Origin of the sequence: Mesobacillus subterraneus, assembly GCF_023715485.1 — a bacterium.
In the GTDB taxonomy this organism is placed as follows: Bacteria; Bacillota; Bacilli; order Bacillales; family Cytobacillaceae; genus Mesobacillus; species Mesobacillus subterraneus_B.
In genome coordinates this window covers 100096-119257 of sequence record NZ_JAMBOF010000007.1, presented here as the reverse complement: position 1 = coordinate 119257, position 19162 = coordinate 100096, and the positions used below count along the sequence as shown (strand labels likewise).

At 42.3% G+C, this 19162-nt stretch carries 19 protein-coding genes; 7 read left to right on the top strand and 12 right to left on the bottom strand.

Annotated features, from left to right (window positions below; genetic code table 11):
* Window positions 1-52: 52 nt before the first annotated feature.
* Window positions 53-583 (bottom strand): helix-turn-helix domain-containing protein, encoded by a 531-nt coding sequence (locus M3204_RS11895; protein ID WP_251481896.1) that lies wholly within the window; start codon window positions 581-583, stop codon window positions 53-55.
* Window positions 584-854: 271 nt separating this feature from the next.
* Between M3204_RS11895 and M3204_RS11890 the strand changes: the two genes are divergently transcribed.
* Window positions 855-1301 (top strand): anti-sigma regulatory factor, encoded by a 447-nt coding sequence (locus M3204_RS11890; protein ID WP_251481893.1) that lies wholly within the window; start codon window positions 855-857, stop codon window positions 1299-1301.
* Window positions 1302-1409: 108 nt separating this feature from the next.
* Here the strand turns inward: M3204_RS11890 and M3204_RS11885 are convergent, their stop codons facing one another.
* Window positions 1410-1856: a DUF4385 domain-containing protein gene (locus M3204_RS11885; protein ID WP_251481890.1), complete on the bottom strand. Its 447-nt coding sequence runs from the start codon at window positions 1854-1856 to the stop codon at window positions 1410-1412.
* 112 nt (window positions 1857-1968) lie between these two features.
* On the opposite strand from M3204_RS11885, the gene M3204_RS11880 reads away from it, so the two are divergent.
* Entirely contained in the window at window positions 1969-2460 is a 492-nt protein-coding gene (locus M3204_RS11880) for a hypothetical protein (RefSeq protein ID WP_251481887.1), read from the top strand.
* Between the two features lie 85 nt (window positions 2461-2545).
* Here the strand turns inward: M3204_RS11880 and M3204_RS11875 are convergent, their stop codons facing one another.
* Window positions 2546-3478: an MBL fold metallo-hydrolase gene (locus M3204_RS11875; RefSeq protein WP_251481885.1), complete on the bottom strand. Its 933-nt coding sequence runs from the start codon at window positions 3476-3478 to the stop codon at window positions 2546-2548.
* Window positions 3479-3634: 156 nt separating this feature from the next.
* The gene (locus M3204_RS11870) at window positions 3635-5128 is read right to left on the bottom strand and encodes an amidase (protein ID WP_251481882.1); all 1494 of its coding nucleotides are present in this window, start codon (window positions 5126-5128) and stop codon (window positions 3635-3637) included.
* A gap of 173 nt (window positions 5129-5301) precedes the next feature.
* On the opposite strand from M3204_RS11870, the gene M3204_RS23690 reads away from it, so the two are divergent.
* Complete coding sequence (locus M3204_RS23690; protein WP_285856937.1) at window positions 5302-5700, top strand: hypothetical protein; 399 nt, start codon at window positions 5302-5304, stop codon at window positions 5698-5700.
* Window positions 5701-5892: 192 nt separating this feature from the next.
* On the opposite strand, the gene M3204_RS11860 is transcribed toward M3204_RS23690, so the two are convergent.
* On the bottom strand, window positions 5893-6732 hold the full coding sequence (locus M3204_RS11860) for a hypothetical protein (protein ID WP_251481879.1): 840 nt from the start codon (window positions 6730-6732) through the stop codon (window positions 5893-5895).
* 123 nt (window positions 6733-6855) lie between these two features.
* Complete coding sequence (locus M3204_RS11855) at window positions 6856-7314, bottom strand: DUF305 domain-containing protein (protein ID WP_251481877.1); 459 nt, start codon at window positions 7312-7314, stop codon at window positions 6856-6858.
* Window positions 7315-7623: 309 nt separating this feature from the next.
* Here M3204_RS11855 and M3204_RS11850 point away from each other — a divergent pair, with 309 nt between their 5' ends.
* Window positions 7624-9117, top strand: coding sequence for a peptide MFS transporter (locus tag M3204_RS11850; RefSeq protein WP_251481875.1), 1494 nt, complete (start codon window positions 7624-7626; stop codon window positions 9115-9117).
* A gap of 396 nt (window positions 9118-9513) precedes the next feature.
* On the opposite strand, the gene M3204_RS11845 is transcribed toward M3204_RS11850, so the two are convergent.
* Window positions 9514-10494, bottom strand: coding sequence for a GNAT family N-acetyltransferase (locus tag M3204_RS11845; protein WP_251481871.1), 981 nt, complete (start codon window positions 10492-10494; stop codon window positions 9514-9516).
* Between the two features lie 161 nt (window positions 10495-10655).
* Here M3204_RS11845 and M3204_RS11840 point away from each other — a divergent pair, with 161 nt between their 5' ends.
* Window positions 10656-11612, top strand: coding sequence for a calcium/sodium antiporter (locus M3204_RS11840; protein ID WP_251481869.1), 957 nt, complete (start codon window positions 10656-10658; stop codon window positions 11610-11612).
* 87 nt (window positions 11613-11699) lie between these two features.
* On the opposite strand, the gene M3204_RS11835 is transcribed toward M3204_RS11840, so the two are convergent.
* From M3204_RS11835 to M3204_RS11820, 4 genes are all read right to left on the bottom strand, one after another.
* Window positions 11700-12797 carry a hypothetical protein gene (locus M3204_RS11835; RefSeq protein ID WP_251481867.1) on the bottom strand — a complete coding sequence of 366 codons (1098 nt, stop codon included), beginning with the start codon at window positions 12795-12797 and terminating at the stop codon, window positions 11700-11702.
* A gap of 188 nt (window positions 12798-12985) precedes the next feature.
* Window positions 12986-13261 (bottom strand): hypothetical protein, encoded by a 276-nt coding sequence (locus M3204_RS11830; protein ID WP_251481864.1) that lies wholly within the window; start codon window positions 13259-13261, stop codon window positions 12986-12988.
* Window positions 13262-13382: 121 nt separating this feature from the next.
* Window positions 13383-14435, bottom strand: a complete 1053-nt coding sequence (locus tag M3204_RS11825; protein ID WP_251481862.1) for an ADP-ribosylglycohydrolase family protein — start codon at window positions 14433-14435, stop codon at window positions 13383-13385.
* 94 nt (window positions 14436-14529) lie between these two features.
* On the bottom strand, window positions 14530-16176 hold the full coding sequence (locus tag M3204_RS11820) for an ABC transporter substrate-binding protein (RefSeq protein WP_251481859.1): 1647 nt from the start codon (window positions 16174-16176) through the stop codon (window positions 14530-14532).
* Between the two features lie 97 nt (window positions 16177-16273).
* On the opposite strand from M3204_RS11820, the gene M3204_RS11815 reads away from it, so the two are divergent.
* Window positions 16274-17530, top strand: a complete 1257-nt coding sequence (locus M3204_RS11815; protein ID WP_251481855.1) for an MDR family MFS transporter — start codon at window positions 16274-16276, stop codon at window positions 17528-17530.
* Window positions 17531-17710: 180 nt separating this feature from the next.
* On the opposite strand, the gene M3204_RS11810 is transcribed toward M3204_RS11815, so the two are convergent.
* Window positions 17711-17851: a hypothetical protein gene (locus M3204_RS11810; RefSeq protein ID WP_251481852.1), complete on the bottom strand. Its 141-nt coding sequence runs from the start codon at window positions 17849-17851 to the stop codon at window positions 17711-17713.
* Between the two features lie 132 nt (window positions 17852-17983).
* Between M3204_RS11810 and M3204_RS11805 the strand changes: the two genes are divergently transcribed.
* Window positions 17984-19000, top strand: coding sequence for an acyltransferase (locus M3204_RS11805; protein WP_251481850.1), 1017 nt, complete (start codon window positions 17984-17986; stop codon window positions 18998-19000).
* Window positions 19001-19162 lie beyond the last annotated feature (162 nt).

Below are 19162 nucleotides of genomic sequence, written 5' to 3'. Positions count from 1 at the left end.
TATTTTTTTTAGCTTCTATTCGTCACCGATCAACAATGCCCTTTCACAGAACCTAAATACGAGTTACATCCATCGATGCTGTAACTGCACCGTATATTTTCCCTTCTTCGTTGATCAATGGTTCACCAAACACATTATAAATATGAACCCCATCAGTCAGCGGGAAACTTATATTCTTCCTCACGGTTATGCCTTCATCAATCACCGCTTGCTTTAACTCCATTAATTCAATTACACCCTGGTTGTTATCCAATTCGTCATCTCTTTTTCCAATAACATCCTTGGGGTCAAAATCCGGGTGAGGGTTATACATCCAAGTATATCTTAAATCCGTATCACAATGGGCAATAACAATCGGCGCATTCTTCAAAGCAACTTCAATAGGGATTGCTAGCTCGTCCATAAAAAATCTGGATGGATTAAAACCAAGGGTTTCTGCGATCGCCCTGGCAACCTCAAAACTCGGATTGCGCACGCCTTTTTCAATTTGAGTATAATAAGCTCTATTTATAAAAGCGTTCGCTGCGACCTGTCCCTGAGTTAATCCCTGATCCTTGCGCAATTGCTTAAGCCAATGTCTCATATGCACCTCATGCAATGTAAATTAGCAATAAAATTATAAATATTCGTTATCTATATATAACAAATTCATGTGGCTCTTTGCCACATTTACAAAATCTATAAAGCTTATAGAATTTTCTTATGTTATACCTTAAGTAAGTTACTGATTATAATACCCCGTCCATCGTCATGTCTAAACATCCCCTCTCTCCTCGGGACTCTCCTGACTGCTCTATATTTATTTTCTAAGTTCATTCACGTTAAAAAATTTATGGAGGAAGTGAAATGATTATATGAAAAAAAAACAATGCGTCTGGATTCTAAATGAGTGGGACATTATCGAGGCTCGGTCATTAGGTAAAACTGCAGCAAGAGAGCTTGGATTCAATGCTATTGACCAGGCAAAAGTAACAGTCGCAATCAGTGAACTAGCAAGAAATATATTCAAATATGCTGGGAGAGGTCAAATTCACCTTTGCCAACAATTCAGTGAAAGCAATACCGGGTTGCAAGTCCTTGCTGTCGATCAAGGTCCTGGCATGGATATAGAAAAAGTAATGATCGATGGATACTCCACATCAGGAGGATTAGGAGGCGGACTTTCAGGAGTTAAAAGATTAATGGATGATTTCACTGTGACTTCATCACCGGAAACAGGAACCTCCATCCTTACCTCTAAATGGCTGGGATCCAGTACGGTTCTCCAAGTGATCTCCTTTGAACATACTGAAAGCAGCTAAAATTCCTTCTCTTGCAATGGAACAGTTTTTTCTTGCAGGTTCCTGATTTCATTAATAAAACAGAATGACTGGTTCACCAGCCTGATCTGCGATAGATGAGGCTATTATTCATCCATACTTTTTCTGATGTTCTTTTTTCATCTTAAGATATTCTTCGTCAGTCCTGGCCAGCTTCCATTTATCCATAAAGATCGCGGCGGATTTTGCTTTCACCGGGTCGTTCTGCCTCTCCTTCACTTCACCGTCTTCGTCATACTTCCTGCCGCCTTTATAATTGGTGTACCGCCGTGCTCTTGTGTACCCCATCTGCAGGAACTTCCTTGCCATATCCATGCCGACAAAATCCTTCTCCTTCTTATAATCCAAAAACATTTGATAAATCTTTTCGGATGATACCGCAGCGATTTCCGGTGTCTTGAAACGCCAGTGAGGAAGGATTTCACCTTTATAGGGTTCGACAAGCAAAACCCCCTGCTCTCCCCTGCCGACTCGGTACAGCTCGGGTTTTTTGCGAAAATCAATATTGTCAAAATCGAGTTTATAATTGAAAGGCATAGTACCATTCCTTTTTAACTTGTTTTACCCCATCTGACTAGTTTGTAACAGGCACAGAAAAGTTCCAATAGAATAAACTATAGACAGTATTTGATTGAGTGGGGGTAAGAGGATGGTTAAATTTCAACCTTTCAGCGGGACGGTAACGATGATTGCCGATTTTCCCATCTCGCCAAATGGCGAAAACGAAGGCTGTTATAAAATGTTTTCGGTAAATGACGAATCTGGCAGACAAGTAAATTTTGTAGTGGAACCGAGGACTTATTTTTTAGATAACGTAATGGTAGCAATCGGAGACCGGGTAACAGGCTACTACGATGCGAATGCCCCTGTCCCGATGATTTATCCGCCGCAATACAGAGCGCTTGTCATGGTAAAAGAAACTCCGTATCAAAATGTAAAAGTAGACTTTTTCAACAGCCAGCTAGTCAGCAGTGATGGAACGCTAAAACTTAATCTTTCGCCTAATACACGAATTCTATTAGAAAATGGGCAGGCATTTACCAGGAGTCCCGCCAACAGGAATTTGATTGTTGTCTATGGGCCTTCAACTTTCAGCATCCCTGCACAAACGACGCCTTATAAAATAATAGTATTATGCTGAAATAGAAAAAGAGGCAGCGCGGGCTGCCTCTTTCAAGTCTTCTCTAGGGTTCAAGCCAATTTAATCAAACGTTTGATTAATAAAATTATCCTAGATAATCATATAAAAAGTTTATGTTCCACTCGTAAACATGAGGACTTTCAAGTTTCGAATACTTCTCTAAAACTGGCATACCAAGCAGTTCTTCTTTCGATGTCCCTTTTACTTTCATTTCTGAAACAAACCGGATTAAATCTCCTACATACTCCTGCATGCTTTGGATGTTCGTATGTGAACCAACAGGTCCATGACCGGGTATGAGATCGCTAACTGAAAATGGTGCCATCCTCTCCAAAATCCCGAGCCATTCATGCGGGTTGCCATGTCCCATCCATGCATGATTATTTACAAGCACCAAGTCACCTGCATACAGTACTTGATCCTCTGGAATGTACATAAATAGATCGCTGCCTGTGTGGCCTCCACCAAAGTGATGGAGTTCTACTGTCCGTTCACTGCCTTGAATGACCAGTTTTTCATCAAATATCACTGTTGGCAATACTTCCTCAATTAAATCAAGCGATTCCGCATACAAGCGTTTATCGGATAAATCATTCTGGAGCGCCTGGCGCATCTGGCCATTCAGTTCTCCTGCAATTCGATCCTCAAGCTGGGCGAAATATGAGGACAAGCCAGCCTTCATAGCAGAAACATCCTGATTCCTGAAAGATTCCTGGATTTTATGCCTTGTCTCAGTGGTTGAAATTATAACGGTATCCTTGAACATTATATTCCCATTCGTATGATCTCCATGATAGTGGCTGTTAACAACATATTTAACCTTTTTACCGGTCAGCTCTTCTGCTGCCTCCCGAAGTGCCAAAGCTGCTTGTGGAAGCATAAAAGTATCAAATACCAATATTTCATCCCCAAGGTCTACAAAACCTGCATTTCCAAGCGCTCCCTGTCCATCCTTCACAATAGCGGCGTACAAACCATCCTTAACTTCCTTGCAAGTGAAAAATTGAGTTTCCATCATTACTTTGCCTCCTGCCTTTATCGATATTCCGCTGATAGGAAAATCACTTGTAAGATATATGTATTCTCTCTTCCAATCTAGCGAATAAAAGTAATCCCTCATGATGTTATGCAACACCATTGCTTCTAATGACATTCGTTTTTTTGTGCAGCTTGATTAGTACAACGTATTCTCCCGTACATCCAGCCAGTATTCAGATTGCTCAAGCTCGCCTGCCAGCTGCAACAGTAGATCTTCGCGTCCTCTTGCTGCCATGACCTGCACTCCGACAGGCAGTCCATCTTTTGTCAGGTGCAGCGGCAGGGACATGGCTGGCTGGCCTGTCAGGTTAGCGAGTTGGGTGAATGGTGTGCGTGCAAGATTCTTTTGGGCAATTTGGTCGACGATTCCAGCTTTTTTCAACAGTCCTCCAAAACCCATTTTTCCTACTGTACTGATCAGGAACTTTTCAGATGATGTTGGTTCAAGTTCGCCAATTTTTGCTGGCGGAAATGCTGTCGTCGGGGTCAGATAAAAGTCGTATTTTTCATGGAAGGTTTCCATCAGATGAGCCGCTTTATCCCATTCCCTGATGCTGAGGACAAATTCCTCCGCTGTTGTTGCTTTACCGAGCAGGCCCAATAGCCAGGTGGTCGGCTCAACATCCGATGGAGTGGCTTTTCGCCCAAGAACTTCCCCCAGTGTTGCTAAAACGGCTGCCGTCTCTCCGAAGTACATCGTTAAATAACTTTTTGCTATTTTATGGCCATCCACAGGTGCATCCATTTCTTCAACTTGGTGCCCCATCGACTCCAGGAGTTTTGCGGTATTTAAAACTGCCTCTATGCATTCAGGGTGAACGTCCGTGCCAATAGGCGATTTAACTGAAAATGCAATCCGTAGTTTTTTGTCCACCGGAGTGCTTGCCGCCTTCAGATAACTCCCTTCAAAAGGCAGAACCGAGAATGCGCCTGCTTTTTCATAGCCCTGCAGTTCATCAAGCATAGCCGCGCTGTCCCGGACAGTGCGAGTCAGAACATGTTCCGCAGAAGCCCCCTGCCACGCCCTTCCATAATTCGGGCCAACGGGTGTCCGACCTCTTGTAGGCTTCAGTCCAAATATACCGCAGTAAGCAGCAGGAATCCTGATTGAACCTCCACCATCATTGGCACCTGCGATCGGAACAATCCCGGATGCCACTGCCGCTCCGGAACCCCCGCTTGAACCGCCTGGAGTGTGATTTAGATTCCACGGATTACGTGTTGGACCGTAATGAGCGGGTTCCGTTACAGCGACTAAGGCAAATTCAGGGACATTCGTCTGGCCAAGGAAGACAACTCCAGCTTTCCTTAGTCTTCTTACATACTCTGAATCTGTTTTAGCTCGATATGATTGAAAAGCCTTCGAACCTGCGGTGACTGGTTCCCCTTCCAGTTCCTGCGATATATCCTTGAGCAGCATAGGCACCCCGGCAAAAGCGCCCCTACACTCAGTCCTTGCAGTCTTACGCGCCTGGCCATACATTTTATTGATGACAGCATTTATTTTAGGGTTAAGCAAATCTGTTAATCTAATCGCTTCTTCAACTAATTCGATCGGTTGGACTTCTTTCTTCCTCACCAGTTCCCCAAGTCCCAAACCATCGTAAGCTTTGTATTGAAACCCCTTCATCCTGCTCACCGCCGTATTTTTTTATATCTATCTTTCTCTAAAAATATTAAAATCCCTCTTTCAATATGATTTTACTTTTAGGCAGCAGCCAAATGCCTTTTTCACGAAATCACACCTTCCCAAGAAATGAATAGTGTAATAAAAACCATTCTATAAAGAAAGGTGTGAAAAGAATGACTTTTAATCCATTTACTCCTGGCGGTTTCGGTCCTTCTGGAATTCCGGGACAATGGGTCGGGCCTGACGGGCTGGGTCCAGGAACTATTGGACCGCTTGGACCTGGCGGGCTGGGTCCCTTTGGACCTGGACCTTCCGGGCAGCCATGGCAACCATTTGGTCCAACACCTTCCGGCCCATGGACGGGCCCTCAGCCTCATTGGCCAACTCCATCTGGCCAGCCTTGGACTGGTCCACATGGACAACCGCAGCCATGGGGAGGTGCACCGGGACAATTCGGCACACATGGCTCCTATCAACAGTGTATAAGCAATTGTTATGCAAACTATAACAATAACGATGCTATGTACACTCAATGTGTTTATCAATGCATGCAAATGTATGGGTTGAGGTAATTCAAACACTTGAAAGAGCCTGTTCCACTAATGGGAACAGGTTCTTTCTTCTTCATTCAATAGAGATGGCATTAGTTACTCAATTGTAAAAAAGCGCATGACAGGCAGCAATAGACCATAGTGCTGCTGAAATTAGGTGCCGATTCGCCTCTTCTTCAATGAACTAAGGTATTCAATTATTCCGAGTGCAACTTAACAGGTTTTAAGAATCCCCTTCAGTCTTCCCTTATGCTCATTAAGCTCAAACCGAGAATTATCAACGATAACCGTTGGCATGCTTAAGCGGTCGAGAATCTCAAACTCTAGCTTTTGTCTTTCCCTAAGTACTTCAATCGTGCCCTCAAGTCCGCTCAATTCTTTTTGAGCCCCATATCCTTGAGAGGTGTAGTAATGGACAAACCCATTGAACCAAACCTCAGGTCTTTCAGTAACTGCCTTACGGAACGATTTCTCAACGTCCTCCTGTTTGACATAAACGAGCAATGGGTTGAGATTTTTGATAAATTCAGCTGTTTTTTCAACATAGCTAATCGTCACTTCATCTGGTGCTCCATACTTGATCATGCCGACTGTCAAAGGATTTTGGATAAAACAACACTCGAAAATATAGACTTTTTCTTCTGCAGCGGCTTTTTTCGCAAACTCCTCCCAGCTCTCTGTAATAATTGCGACATGCTGATCAAGCGGCAGTTCGTATATATCCTTTTTAGAAATCGAAACCAATAAATCGTCAGGAAAACCATCACCTGACTCTGATTTTATCTTCATATATGGCAGCAGATAGCGTCCTTTTTTAACGATGACTCTATCTTGAAAAACTTTGCTTAGACTGCCGCTTAATGCAAGAAGATCTTCGAATTCCTTTTCTGTAAAATAAGCAACTCCTTCATAATCTGCTGGGTGATCCAGATTTCCTTCCATATATAGCTCAGCCTTCACATTCTGCTCCACCAGGATTTCTTTAATAAGCCCCGCAGTTGTTGATTTCCCGGAGCCAGGGAGACCCTCTACTAAAATTAACTTTGTATTCATATGACTCTCTCCAATCATTTTCTCCTCAACGACTATTCGCTAAGTCGAACAGAATTCCCTGCTCCATGCACAGCAAAAAAAAACCATTCAGATAAAGGAATGGCCTCTTTACTTCGATTAATGTCAATCTTCCTTCTCTTCGAGGTCTTTAATCAGTTTCTTCATTTCACTGATTTCTTTACGCTGGGCTTTGATGATCTCATCAGCAAGCTTTTGAACACGAGGATCTTCGATATTGGCACGTTCGCTTGTTAGGATTGCAATGGAATGATGAGGAATCATTGCTTTCATCCAAGAAGTGTCATCTACAGTGGCCTGGCTGCGTACTAGGAAAAGTGAAACTGCAATTAACAGCGCACTCCCCATATAAATACCGAGATTAACCTTCTTATTCGTGTACATCTTCTGCATGAAGGCAAGCATAATAATCGCCATCACACCACCCATAACCAATGCCATGTAAAATCTTGTTTCGCTAAAGAATATATGATCAATCCTGTACGTATTAAAATACATCAGAATCAGCATGATGATCGTTGACGTTAAAACCATCAGGCCAAATCTGCCATAGTTATTTTTCATTGATTCCCCCCCTTTTCAGACTTGTATTATTTGCATACCCTCCTGTCTAATACATATTCATTTAATTCTTCTGTTTGATTTTATAAAAATAGGGTAAAGAGTATTTGGCTGCCATGGTATAATTTTACTTAATTAACTGATTATTCTTTTTAATCTTATTATTTGAATAATTTTTAAAAAACTTTCTTCTCGCGAAAAGTGAGTTAAAACCCTTATATATCAAGGTTCTTCATTAGATTTCCTGATATTGTTTTTGACAATTCGTACTACAATAAGTATTCTAGAATATGAAAACAGGGAGGGGTAAACATGTCAAACTTTAATAGGCAGAAAATTGTGGATAGTGTACCTCAAAGAGGATTCTTTGGTCATCCAAAGGGACTTTTCACACTTTTCTTCACTGAGTTTTGGGAGCGCTTTTCTTACTATGGAATGAGAGCGATCCTGGTTTATTACATGTACTATGAAGTATCTAAAGGTGGTTTGGGCCTTGATGAAACACTAGCTCTTTCCATCATGTCCATTTACGGATCTCTAGTTTATATGTCCGGTATCATCGGAGGATGGCTGGCTGACCGTATTTTCGGTACATCCAAAGCCGTGTTCTACGGCGGAATATTAATCATGCTTGGTCATATTGCGTTAGCGATTCCTGGTAGCGTTTCCATGTTCTTCGTATCAATGGTCTTGATTGTAATCGGTACAGGTATGCTGAAGCCGAACGTTTCGACTGTTGTTGGTGAAATGTACAGCGAATCTGACCAGCGCCGTGATGCAGGTTTCACGATTTTCTACATGGGAATCAACGCAGGTGCATTCCTTGCGCCGCTAATCGTAGGTGCTGTATCTGAGAAGTATAACTTCCACTATGGTTTCGCTATTGCAGCATTCGGTATGTTCTTGGGACTTGTTGTATTTATGATGACAAAGAAAAAGAATCTTGGCCTTGCAGGTACAGTGGTTTCAAATCCATTATCACCTGAAGAAAAGAAAAAGACTTTCACTTGGATTGGTCTGGGAGTAGTTGTTCTAGGAATTCTTGCAGCAGTATTAATTCCGGCTGGACTTTTAACATTCGAAAGCTTTATCAACATTGTTACAATTCTTGGTATCGTTATTCCTACTATTTACTTTATCGTTATGTATCGCAGCCCTAAAACAACTGAGGTTGAGCGTTCAAGGGTACTTGCTTACATCCCGCTTTTCCTTGCAGCGGTCATGTTCTGGGCAATCCAGGAGCAGGGTTCAACGATCCTTGCTAACTATGCGGACAAGCGTACTCAATTAGAATTTGCTGGCTTTACAATTTCACCAGCATTTTTCCAATCACTGAACCCGTTATTCATTATCATTTTCGCACCGATTTTCGCTGGCTTCTGGGTGAAGATGGGTGATCGCCAGCCATCAATTCCGAAGAAATTCTCATTCTCATTGATGTTCGCTGGTCTTTCATTCCTAGTCATCTTAATCCCTGGTTACTTCACAGGCACTGATGCTTTGGTTAGCCCAATTTGGTTAGTTCTTAGCTATTTGATCGTTGTATTCGGGGAATTGCTGATTTCACCAGTAGGTCTGTCAGCAACAACTAAATTAGCGCCAGCTGCTTTCTCTGCACAAACAATGAGCCTCTGGTTCCTTGCAAGTGCTGCAGCACAAGCAATCAACGCACAGATTGTTAAGTTCTACTCACCTGAAACCGAAATGACTTATTTCGGAACAATCGGTGGAGCATCCATCGTTCTAGGTATCATCCTGTTCGTTATGTCTCCAAAGATCCAGGCGTACATGAAGGGTATTAAATAATTCAAAATGACAAAAAGGACGGCTCACTCCAGCTAGGAGGGCCGTCCTTTTTTAGATATTTTGATCCATTCATTCGGAAACGTCCATAAAACTCTCTTTCTTAGACATTTTGGCTGCCTCTTCATTCTGAAATGTCCATTAAATCCTATTTCTTAGACATTTTAACTATCACTTCATTCTGAAATGTCCATTAAACCCTGTTTCTTAGACATTTTAGCAGCCTCTTCATTCTGAAATGACCATTAAACCCTGTTTCTTAGACATTTTAGCAGCCTCTTCATTCTAAAATGTCCATTAAATCCTGTTTCTTAGACATTTTGACTGCCACTTCATTCTGAAATGTCCATTAAACCATTTCATTAGCTTTTTTTCTTTGTCCCGCCACATAAATGAGTTTTATATCACTTCTATCTTTCTCAAACCCGTCTCTTTCCTGTACCCAACGAGCGTCATCTGATCATTGATGATTTTCAAGTCACCGTTTTGTTTATATCCCATTTTTTCATACAGATAGCAGTTCCGTTCTTCTGACATGATGGTGGCGAGTTCCCACGCATCTGCTTCTGGATACATGAGCTCGAGCCGGACCATGACCTTCTGGGCGATGCCTTTGTTATGGAATCTATCTAAAATATTAATAATGTGCAGCCTCATCAATCCTGGAGATTTTTCATAAACGCAGACGCTGCCTGCCATCTTGCCTTCAAAGAATATCTTGAAGTACTCACCGCGCTCGAATCTTGTTAAAAACCGCTCCATTGTTTGGGTTGCCGGGCTTGTTTCATGGTCATTGTATTTTTGATATAAAGGCTGGAACACTTCCTTTTGCAATGCCAATAGTTCCTCTGCATCCTCCACGGAAGCCTTTTTTAGCACAATATTGGAATTGACCGAGTCAAACAAGAGGTCGAAATAGTTAAATGGAATGAATTCACCCTTCTCCGCCATCTCCCTTATTTCCGCTTCACTTGCCCATTTTGCGTCAGCAACCTCTTCTTCCTGTAAGTGTAGATCTTCAATCGCTACGTTTTGCCTCACCAGCCAAATATCATCGAATCCGCATGAAAATTTCACAGTAAACAATCGTTCCCCATCTGCGATATTCAAATCGATGCCAAGCTCTTCTTTTACCTCGCGGACCGCAGCCTGTTCACTGCTGTCACCAACAATCGCAGAGCCGGCGGCTGAGGAATCCCACATGTTTGCCCAGCCTTTTTTCCATGGCTGCCGCTTTTGAATCAGGAATTCTCCTTTATCGTTCATAATCCAAACATGGACGACAAGGTGATAATCCCCCTCCTTCATCTCCTGCCCTCTCTCATGTAACCGATCCGTTTTATGCCTGTATTGATCATAAATATCCCATAACTCCATCATGGCTGCCCCCTATCACTCGTTTCTATGTTTTTCCATTATACAGTTTTATTGAAAAAAATTGATAAGTTTTTGTCGACATCTATGAACACCTTCATATTTTCAAATGCAGCTGATTTTTGCTATCGTAAAGTTTATAAAAACGGTGACTGGAGTGATGATTATTGACATATGTCCTGTTGATTATAGGCTTTGCACTGCTCATTAAAGGGGCGGATTATTTTGTAGTAGGTGCTTCAAAGATTGCAGCGCTGCTGAGGGTGCCGCCACTCTTAGTCGGTTTGACCATTGTCGCGTTCGGAACGAGCTCGCCGGAGGCAACCGTCAGTATTATCGCTGCACTTGAAGGCAGCAGCGACGTTTCACTGGGGAATGTCATCGGGAGCAATATCTTTAACATCACTCTGGTTGTTGGGATTACGGCATTGATCAACCCGTTATCGGTTGAAACAACCACAATCCGTAAAGAAATCCCGTTTACGATGCTGGCCAGCGTTGCGTTAGCCGTCCTGGCGAATGACATTGCTCTTCAGGCTGCAGGCACCAATCTGATTAACAGAAGTGACGGAATCATCCTGCTGCTCTTCTTTATCATCTTTTTGTATTACATTATCGAGGTCGCCATTAATAACCGCGAACAAGTTCCAGATGCAGCTGCTGCAACCGCCGGCGGTACTTGGGGAAAGAATATACTCTTCACCCTTGCAGGCCTGGCTGCCATCATTTTTGGCGGAGACCTGGTGGTGGATAATGCAACGAAAATCGCCCTTTCCATCGGGATGAGCGAAACACTTGTAGGCCTGACAATCGTCGCAGTCGGAACCTCCCTGCCGGAGCTGATCACGTCGATAACCGCCGCTCTGAAAAAAGAAAGCGAAATCGCGCTCGGAAACATCGTAGGCAGCAATATCTTCAATATCCTGTTCGTTCTCGGGGCAGCGGCAACAATCTCACCTTTAGCCGTCAATGACAAAATCTTCATGGATATCGGTGCGTTGATCATCTTAACACTTGTCCTGTTGCTGTTCTCCAGGACCAGATTTAAGATTTCTAAAGTTGAAGGAGTTATTCTTGCTGTAGCTTATATTTCGTATTTGGTCTTTATTATCTTGAGAAATTAAGAAAAAAGTGCCTGTCTTACCCTGGATTCCAGGAAGACAGGCACCTTCTATTATTATCTGCCATTATTAATTCACAGCTATAAATTTTTAGACTTCAACAAGCTCCTCTTCTGACTCCAAATTCGCAGCTTTAAGCAATGATGATTCCTGCTCTTGCAGGTTTATAAAACTATCATTTATATCAGTCTGGAACAGGGTATATCTCTCCGCCATCTTCTTAAATTGGACCTCGAAAAGGTTTTGTTCGCTGTACAATTTGTCTTTCATCTGAGAAACCCATTTATTCAGCACTTCCAAATGCCGTTCTGCCTTATTTGCTCGCAGCTGTTCGATTCTCAGCTGTTCCTGAAGTTCCTTGTTGATTTGCACCTGCTCCTGGGTAAGGGCGTCCAGTTGCTGGTAGATATTAAATACCTCGTCTTTAAAACCACTGATTTTACAGCTAGTGACTTGAGCCTTTTTCAACTTAAGCTCTTCTTCTGCCCTTGCGGTGGTTTTGCGATGTTCTTCAATCTCAGCTTTATATTCCGCAGCCGTATCCTCCAGGGCTTTAATTTTCGCCAGGTATTTCTGCTGATCAACGCCTGGTTTCTGCTCAAGTTCTTTTTCCAGTTCTACAATTTTTACTTCCAGGAGACTATTTTTTTGTTCAACTTCAGCTGTATACTCTTTTAGCTTTGCTGTTACCAACCCTGAAGCAGCTAATTGTGCCTCCAGCTCTTTCCGTTCCACTGTCAATTGGCTATTTTCATTCCGTAACTGGTTAATGAGCGTATTGTTATTATCATTTAACGATTGAATCGTAAATTCCAATTCCCCGCATTTATCAACATAGATGGATAAATCTCTTTGAGCCTGTTCCAGACTGGCCTGCATGCTTTTTTTTTCTTCGATTGCTGCAGTCCTGCAAGCTTCTAATTCCTTCTGCAATTGGTCTCTCGAAGAAACGAGCTCATACAAACTCTTTTTCATTTCCTCCTCTATATGCTGATATTTATCTTCTATAACGTCTATGTATTTAAGAACATCCTTCTCATTTAAGCCGCCGATCAGCTTGGATCTAAAACTGGAATGAATGGATTCCTTATTCAATTTTTTACGAAGGTCTAAAAGTCTATCTTCTATTGACATATTTTCATCTTGTGATGTCGTTTCTTCGATGGAGCGATTCTCTTCTTTTGTCATGATTCAATCCTCCTAATAGTCACGTCACTTGGATTCTACCATGTATTTCCTCTGTTTCCATTAGTTCTCTCGTCCTATTTTTACAGAATTCGACTTGAAATTATTGAATTTTTAAGAAATTCAGCTCATATTCAGTTAAAAAGCTTGCAGAGAAAGGCTTCCTTCTTCGATCGGCAGGCTAATTACACCTAGAACTCTCTTCTAATAAAGCTCAAGAACCGTTCTCTCTCCTCATTGTTATTAATAATCTTATCTGTGATCCCATTAGTGAGTAGATAGTTTTTAAGTTCCTGATTATGATAGATACTTTCATAGTATCTGCCATTATCACTCTTATCCTTAAACCATTTTTCCTTTTTCAGTTTCCTGATGTTTCTTTGAAATTTTATATCATCCAAATCCAGGCCGCCTGAGAATAGGAGACCTAGAGTAAACGCTGCGATAAATTTAAAGAAGTTCTTCATTCATCCTCACCTTCCAAAAAACGGATACCTCTATTAACGTTTTCCTGTAGCCAAAGGTTTCATTTTACAAAAAAGAAACCACTCCAAAAGAGTGATTTCCTCGCTGCTTTTCAATTACTTGTTATTTAAATGCCTTTTCGGATAAATCATACATTCTGCCACTCATGTCAATGATTAAATCCTTGAGCTCGACCTTCTCCGCCCATTTTTCCGGCAGCGCTTTTAGGCCAAAACAAGCACCAAGGATATTGCCGCATATAGAGCCTGTCGAATCACTGTCTCCGTCATGATTGACTGACATGATTAAGGCCTTCTTGAAATCTGTTTCTTTCAATGCACAATAAAGTGCGATTGCCAGAGCTTCTTCAGCAACCCAGCCTTCGCCAAGTTTCGCAATCGCGTCTTCTGGGTTCTCATCACTTTTGGCAAGCTCAATCGCCTCAATGAGTGCCTGCAGTGTTTCTTCATGCTGAGGATAGCTTTTTAAAATGGCTAATGCCTTAGCAGCGCTTATGTCCATACTTTTACCGTTGATCAGTTCTGCAATAATTGCTGCCATTGCACCTGCAGCAAGATATCCTGATGGGTGGCCATGTGTAATCGCCGCCACTTCAGCAGCCACTCGGAATGCTTCTTCAGGATCTTTATGTAAAAATAACCCTGCCGGAGCAACACGCATGACTCCGCCGCATCCCTTGCTGTTATTGATCGGCTTTTCGATTGTCCCCATTCTGTTGCTCTCAAGTGCCGATAAACAAGTATTGCCCGGAGCTCTCAGTGAAAACAATTCCCTATAAGTTAAAATACTGTCGCTTACCTCATGCGGCTGCGGATCGAGAAGCCATTCATAGTGTTCATCAGGCAAGGTCCTCGTCTGGGTATAAAGCCAGCGAAGATAAGATTGATAGACTCCGCTTCCCGCATAAGTACCAATCCCTCTGCTGCTCATTCGGTCATATGCCCACAACAATCCATCCGCTGTAAACAGCGTCATTTGTGTGTCATCAGAAATAAGCGCCTTCCCAGTTACTCTATCAGGAACTAGATCAATTATTCCCTCTTCCCCAAACCTCAACTTGATTTCATCCGAATTCATGAACTCCACCGTATACCCAAGAGCATCGCCAATTGCCCCGCCGAGCAAGGAAGCTATGAAAAAATCTTTTTTAGACATAAGATCTCCTTTGCCGATTAATTTTGTAATGATATTCGCCAATCCCCAGCCTATCTCCTTCAACAAAGAAGCAAGGGGACGGTTCTCTTGCTTCCTAAACCCCCGGCTTCGTCCAAAGCTTGGTTAAGTCCACATACCCAAAATGCTTGATCTCCACATTCAACAGATTGATAGAAAAAGGGATTTGCCGTTTTACATAATAGAGCGGCACGCATAAGGACTCCTTCAACAAATATTGTTCGATTTCCAAGTGGTGGTCGTTCCAGTTTTCGAAGGGAATGGAGTTATACGCCTCGATTTTGCGCTGCAAGTATCCATCTCTTTCGACCATGAAATGCAACGGTGAGAAGCTGTTTTTCAAAAAGAAAAAATAAGAAAAGGTTTGGTTGAGCTCAAAAATCTCCCCATGTACGAACATGTCAGCATCTAAATAGACATCTGGATTATAAATGGATTCCTGAAAGGAGATTTCCTCCATCTCGATTTCAATCCCGCCCTGTTCCAGCGTACTTTTTATCCACTGAGCGGTATCTTTTGTGTAGTTGACCCACCTGAATTTTATTGGTCCATTAAGTGTCGGTTTCGGAATTTCCGGCATCGTATAGGTCTGAGAGTGGCCGATTAAACAGCCTTCATTGTTGCCAGTAATCCTGTTATTGATTATGGACAGCTCATGCCGATGCTTGGAAATCAGCATATGAATGTAGTCCCTGACTTCTTTGCGTGCCATATCCGACTTCCGGAAAGGGTTCATGACAACAATACCGAAACCTGAATCACTTTCGACTTTAAAGGTATCTACCTCTTTTGATTCATGGCCGCCATAATAGACGACTTGAAACTCTTTAGGAACTTGAATAAACTCAATCTGGTCCAGGAGCGGCCGGTTGCCGAAATGCTGTTTGAAGGCAGTAAGAACCGTTTTGTCCTCGGTTTCTTCTGCCAGATAAAAGCCCCCCGTACCCAGCAGTCTCCCATTGGTTTCTTTATATATGCTTGCGGACAGATTGCCCAAAAGCTGAAGGACATACGTGCAGCCAGAGGGAAAATCCAGCTTCACCACAAGTGGTGCCGGAGTAGAAATATGGCTGATTGGTTCCCACAGATTCCGGAAATGCTCATCCTCCTTCATTCGTTTCAGTGATGCAGCTACATCCTCCGCTCTCAGGATTGAGCCATCATGAAAGGCAACGTCTTTCCGTAAATACAACAGCAGTGAAGTATTCGTGTATTCCCATGTATGGGCCAATTCGGCGTTGACAGTATGATCGGGATTTAACGAAACAACCCGGTTATAAAGATTAGCAACAATATTAGCGCTATGGGCATCGGCCGCCTTTAAAGGGTGAAAAGTTAAAAAGGGATAAAACCTCGGAATGATCAGCCTGTCATCCCCTTCCTGCTGAAACCCCAGTTTTGCCTGGAATGCGGTCATCAGCCGCTGTTTTGTTTCAATAGACCAGTCCAGCAGCAGCAATTTACTTACGAATTCAACTGGCTCCTTTTCAAGCAGTATAAAAAAGGCCTGTTCATATTCCCGTTCAACCTCCCGATGCCACTCCAGGGATGAGGTATTCCCTCTTCCCCGGCCAGACTGGAAAGTAAGCCATCCTTCATCCTGCCACTGCTGCAGCTTGCGGCGAGTCTGCTTCGTACTGAGCATTAGCTGGTCAGCGATCTTTTCTACTTTTATTTTTCCTGCTTCCACCTGATTCCATAAAGACAGTAAATATCGATCCATTGGCAGTCTCCTTAAAAGTGGACATTTTTATATTAAAAGGGCATTTTTAATTCGCTTCGTCTCCTTTAATATACAAATATCGAAAGGAGCTGGCAATATGAATTGGAAAGACTTTCCACAAAATTTGAAAGTACGCCTAATAACAAACTTTTTTAACAAAACGATATCCAGTGCCGTCATGCCCTTCATGGCCCTCTTTTTTGCTCAGCATAAAGGAGCTGTATGGGCTGGTATATTCCTTGGGATAAATGTGTTCGTTGGATTTCTTAGCAATTTGATCGGAGGTTATCTTTCTGACCGCTGCCGGCGAATAACAGTCTTGTTGCTGACATCCACCGTCAGTGCCATTACGTTTGGGCTGATGACTGTAAGCTTAATTCCTGAACAGAAGCTAATTCTCTTGTTCGCATACAGTTACATGGTTTTCATGGCTTCAAGCAGTCTCGGGCGGCCGGCGATGCATGCGATCATTGTTGACTCGACAACTGCTGATAACCGCAAAGCCATTTATGCTTTTGATTACTGGCTCAATAACCTGTCAATGGCGATTGGAGCAGCCTTAGGCGGTTTGTTTTATGCTTATCATCAACTTTCTTTATTCATGGTTCTTACAATCGTATCTTCTTTATTGCCGATTGCCTATTCAATCTGGCTGCAGGACACGTCCGTAATCCGTCTGAAGCAAAAACATAAAAACATTTTCATCGACCTGTTGGCTAACTACAAAGTCGCCCTTCAAGACAGGCCCTTCGTTATGGCAGTAGCAGGCGGTATGTGCATATACGCGGCTGAGTTTTCTCTCAACAGTTACATCGGCGTCCGTTTAGCCGAAGAATTCCGTCCTCTGTTTTTCGGGGAGTTTGAATTATCAGGAGTAAGGATGCTGAGTCTCTTAAACATTGAAAATATGCTCCTTGTTGTTTTGTTTACTTTTATCGTCACAAAGGTTAGCGACAAGTTTGATAAAAAGAAAATGCTTTTAGCCGGATTAATTGTTTACAGCATCGGCTATACTGTCATCACGTCAGCTAATGCCTGGTACACATTGCTTTTCTTCACTCTGGTCGCCACGATTGGAGAGTTGATCTACTCTCCAATCGCCAATGCTGAAAAAGCGAATATGATGCCAGAAGACAAGCGTGGGTCTTACTCTGCTTTCTCGGGAATCAGCTTTAGCGGCGCCGATTTAATCGCCCGTTCAACGATCATCATCGGCGCATTCTTAGTTCCGAGCATGATGAGCGTCTATATCGGGATCATCTTGATGGCGGGAACATTTATGCTTTACGGAGGGTTGTTTCTGTTTCGAGGAAGAACGAAGAAAGAGGCGTTGATTTTACGAAAAACTGTATAGAAAAAATGAGGAAAAACCGCGATAGTTTTTCCTCATTTTTATTTAGGCTTTTTTCAATAAATTTGTTGGTTCTACAGCATTTGGATGTTTACGAGTTTTAGAACATCCCCTGTCAGAAACCTCGAAGACAAGAAAAATGCAGGATGGAAACTCGGTTCGTAAAACAATGCTAAAACACCTTTATTTTACATCAGACGAATCATCATAATCATAGCGAAAGCCATCTTCTTGAGCAGACTGTTCGGTCTTTTGTATAGCTTCATTCGTCTGTTCATAAATCTGATTTTTTGATTTGTCTTGCTGACTTTTACCTGGTTTCATCGGGGCGGCCTCCTAATTTTTAATGCACCTCTATTATCCCAAGACAGTCACCCTCATATTCACTTAGGACATAAAGCGAATTGACTTAGGAAATACTATAACCACTTATTATGAAGCATTCGAGGCAGATATATGGAGCGAAATTATGCAATCGACTTTGTAAAATTCTTTGCGATACTGGCAGTCGTAATCATCCACACATTCCCTGGCAATGACAAGCTTGGATATTTCATTCTCGATAATGCATCAAGATTTGCTGTCCCTTTTTTCTTTGCTGCTTCCGGCTACCTGTTCAGTCTTAAGGTGAACAATCACACTGAGTCCTACTCCTACTTCAAGAAATATGTTACCAAGATCCTGAAGATTTATTTTAGCTGGCTTATTTTTTATTTTACCTATGATATCGTAAGGCTATTTTTCACAAATCAGGATGAGCTACCTAAGTATTTCGATGGAATGACTGCTCTTAACCTGCTCTATTACGGCCAGGGAACGAGCGGCTACCAATTATGGTTTGTGATCTCCCTGGCATGGAGCATTGCTATTTTATACTTTTTCTTCAGGTTGAAAAAAGTGAAACTCCTTTTAATCATCAGCCTATGCCTGAATCTGTTAGGCCTTTTCGGACAATCTTATTCTGTTTTCGATGAACTCCCGGTAAGCACTACCAGAGCTGCACTATATGTTAGCTTGTTCTATACAACTATGGGATTTTGGTTTGCTTCGATTCAAAGGTTTCCGAAATTAAATTACTTTTATTTGTTTTGTTTTTTCTTAATCACTCAGATATTTGAAGGATATTGGCTGGAAAAGGGCTTAGATGCGAAGCATGGAGAATACTTTTTCTCGACTATATTCCTGACTGTCTTTCTGTTCTTATTCGCCTTAAGCAGCCCCAAGTTAGGAAAAGGATCATTACTCACGAAAATAGGCGCCAATTCACTTGGAATCTATGCGATCCATGTATTTTTCATTGATATGATCGACATCTTGTTCAAGAAATTGAGACTAGAGCAAGGATCGCATCACCTGTTTTTGAATTTGCTTGATGTCTTCCTTGTCTTCACATTATCGTATATTGCTTATCAGCTGCTCCAATATGGTAAGAAACGTATGCTTATAAATAGAGAAGGTGACTCAAAAGGTTGAATAAACCCAACCTGAGTTTAGAAACCTGAGTTGATTGGAGTGGAAGGCGCGAAGACTCCTCCGAAAATGCTAACGCATTTTCATCGTGCGTGGGCAAGTTCGAAGAAGTCAATCAATGTCCTGCGGGCTCAGCTGGACAGGTGAGACCCCACAGACGCCAAC

Excerpts from the sequence above, each read along its gene's own strand:
- M3204_RS11890 (WP_251481893.1), top strand. The coding sequence starts at position 855 with ATGAAAAAAAAACAATGCGTCTGGATTCTAAATGAGTGGGACATTATC.
- M3204_RS11850 (WP_251481875.1), top strand. The coding sequence starts at position 7,624 with ATGTCAAACTTTAATAGGCAGAAAATTGTGGATAGTGTACCTCAAAGA.
- M3204_RS11835 (WP_251481867.1), bottom strand. The coding sequence starts at position 12,797 with ATGACAAAAGAAGAGAATCGCTCCATCGAAGAAACGACATCACAAGAT.
- M3204_RS23690 (WP_285856937.1), top strand. The coding sequence starts at position 5,302 with ATGACTTTTAATCCATTTACTCCTGGCGGTTTCGGTCCTTCTGGAATT.
- M3204_RS11875 (WP_251481885.1), bottom strand. The coding sequence starts at position 3,478 with ATGATGGAAACTCAATTTTTCACTTGCAAGGAAGTTAAGGATGGTTTG.
- M3204_RS11880 (WP_251481887.1), top strand. The coding sequence starts at position 1,969 with ATGGTTAAATTTCAACCTTTCAGCGGGACGGTAACGATGATTGCCGAT.
- M3204_RS11820 (WP_251481859.1), bottom strand. The coding sequence starts at position 16,176 with ATGGATCGATATTTACTGTCTTTATGGAATCAGGTGGAAGCAGGAAAA.
- M3204_RS11815 (WP_251481855.1), top strand. The coding sequence starts at position 16,274 with ATGAATTGGAAAGACTTTCCACAAAATTTGAAAGTACGCCTAATAACA.
- M3204_RS11855 (WP_251481877.1), bottom strand. The coding sequence starts at position 7,314 with ATGAAAAATAACTATGGCAGATTTGGCCTGATGGTTTTAACGTCAACG.
- M3204_RS11845 (WP_251481871.1), bottom strand. The coding sequence starts at position 10,494 with ATGATGGAGTTATGGGATATTTATGATCAATACAGGCATAAAACGGAT.
- M3204_RS11860 (WP_251481879.1), bottom strand. The coding sequence starts at position 6,732 with ATGAATACAAAGTTAATTTTAGTAGAGGGTCTCCCTGGCTCCGGGAAA.
- M3204_RS11885 (WP_251481890.1), bottom strand. The coding sequence starts at position 1,856 with ATGCCTTTCAATTATAAACTCGATTTTGACAATATTGATTTTCGCAAA.
- M3204_RS11805 (WP_251481850.1), top strand. The coding sequence starts at position 17,984 with ATGGAGCGAAATTATGCAATCGACTTTGTAAAATTCTTTGCGATACTG.
- M3204_RS11830 (WP_251481864.1), bottom strand. The coding sequence starts at position 13,261 with ATGAAGAACTTCTTTAAATTTATCGCAGCGTTTACTCTAGGTCTCCTA.
- M3204_RS11895 (WP_251481896.1), bottom strand. The coding sequence starts at position 583 with ATGAGACATTGGCTTAAGCAATTGCGCAAGGATCAGGGATTAACTCAG.
- M3204_RS11810 (WP_251481852.1), bottom strand. The coding sequence starts at position 17,851 with ATGAAACCAGGTAAAAGTCAGCAAGACAAATCAAAAAATCAGATTTAT.
- M3204_RS11825 (WP_251481862.1), bottom strand. The coding sequence starts at position 14,435 with ATGTCTAAAAAAGATTTTTTCATAGCTTCCTTGCTCGGCGGGGCAATT.
- M3204_RS11870 (WP_251481882.1), bottom strand. The coding sequence starts at position 5,128 with ATGAAGGGGTTTCAATACAAAGCTTACGATGGTTTGGGACTTGGGGAA.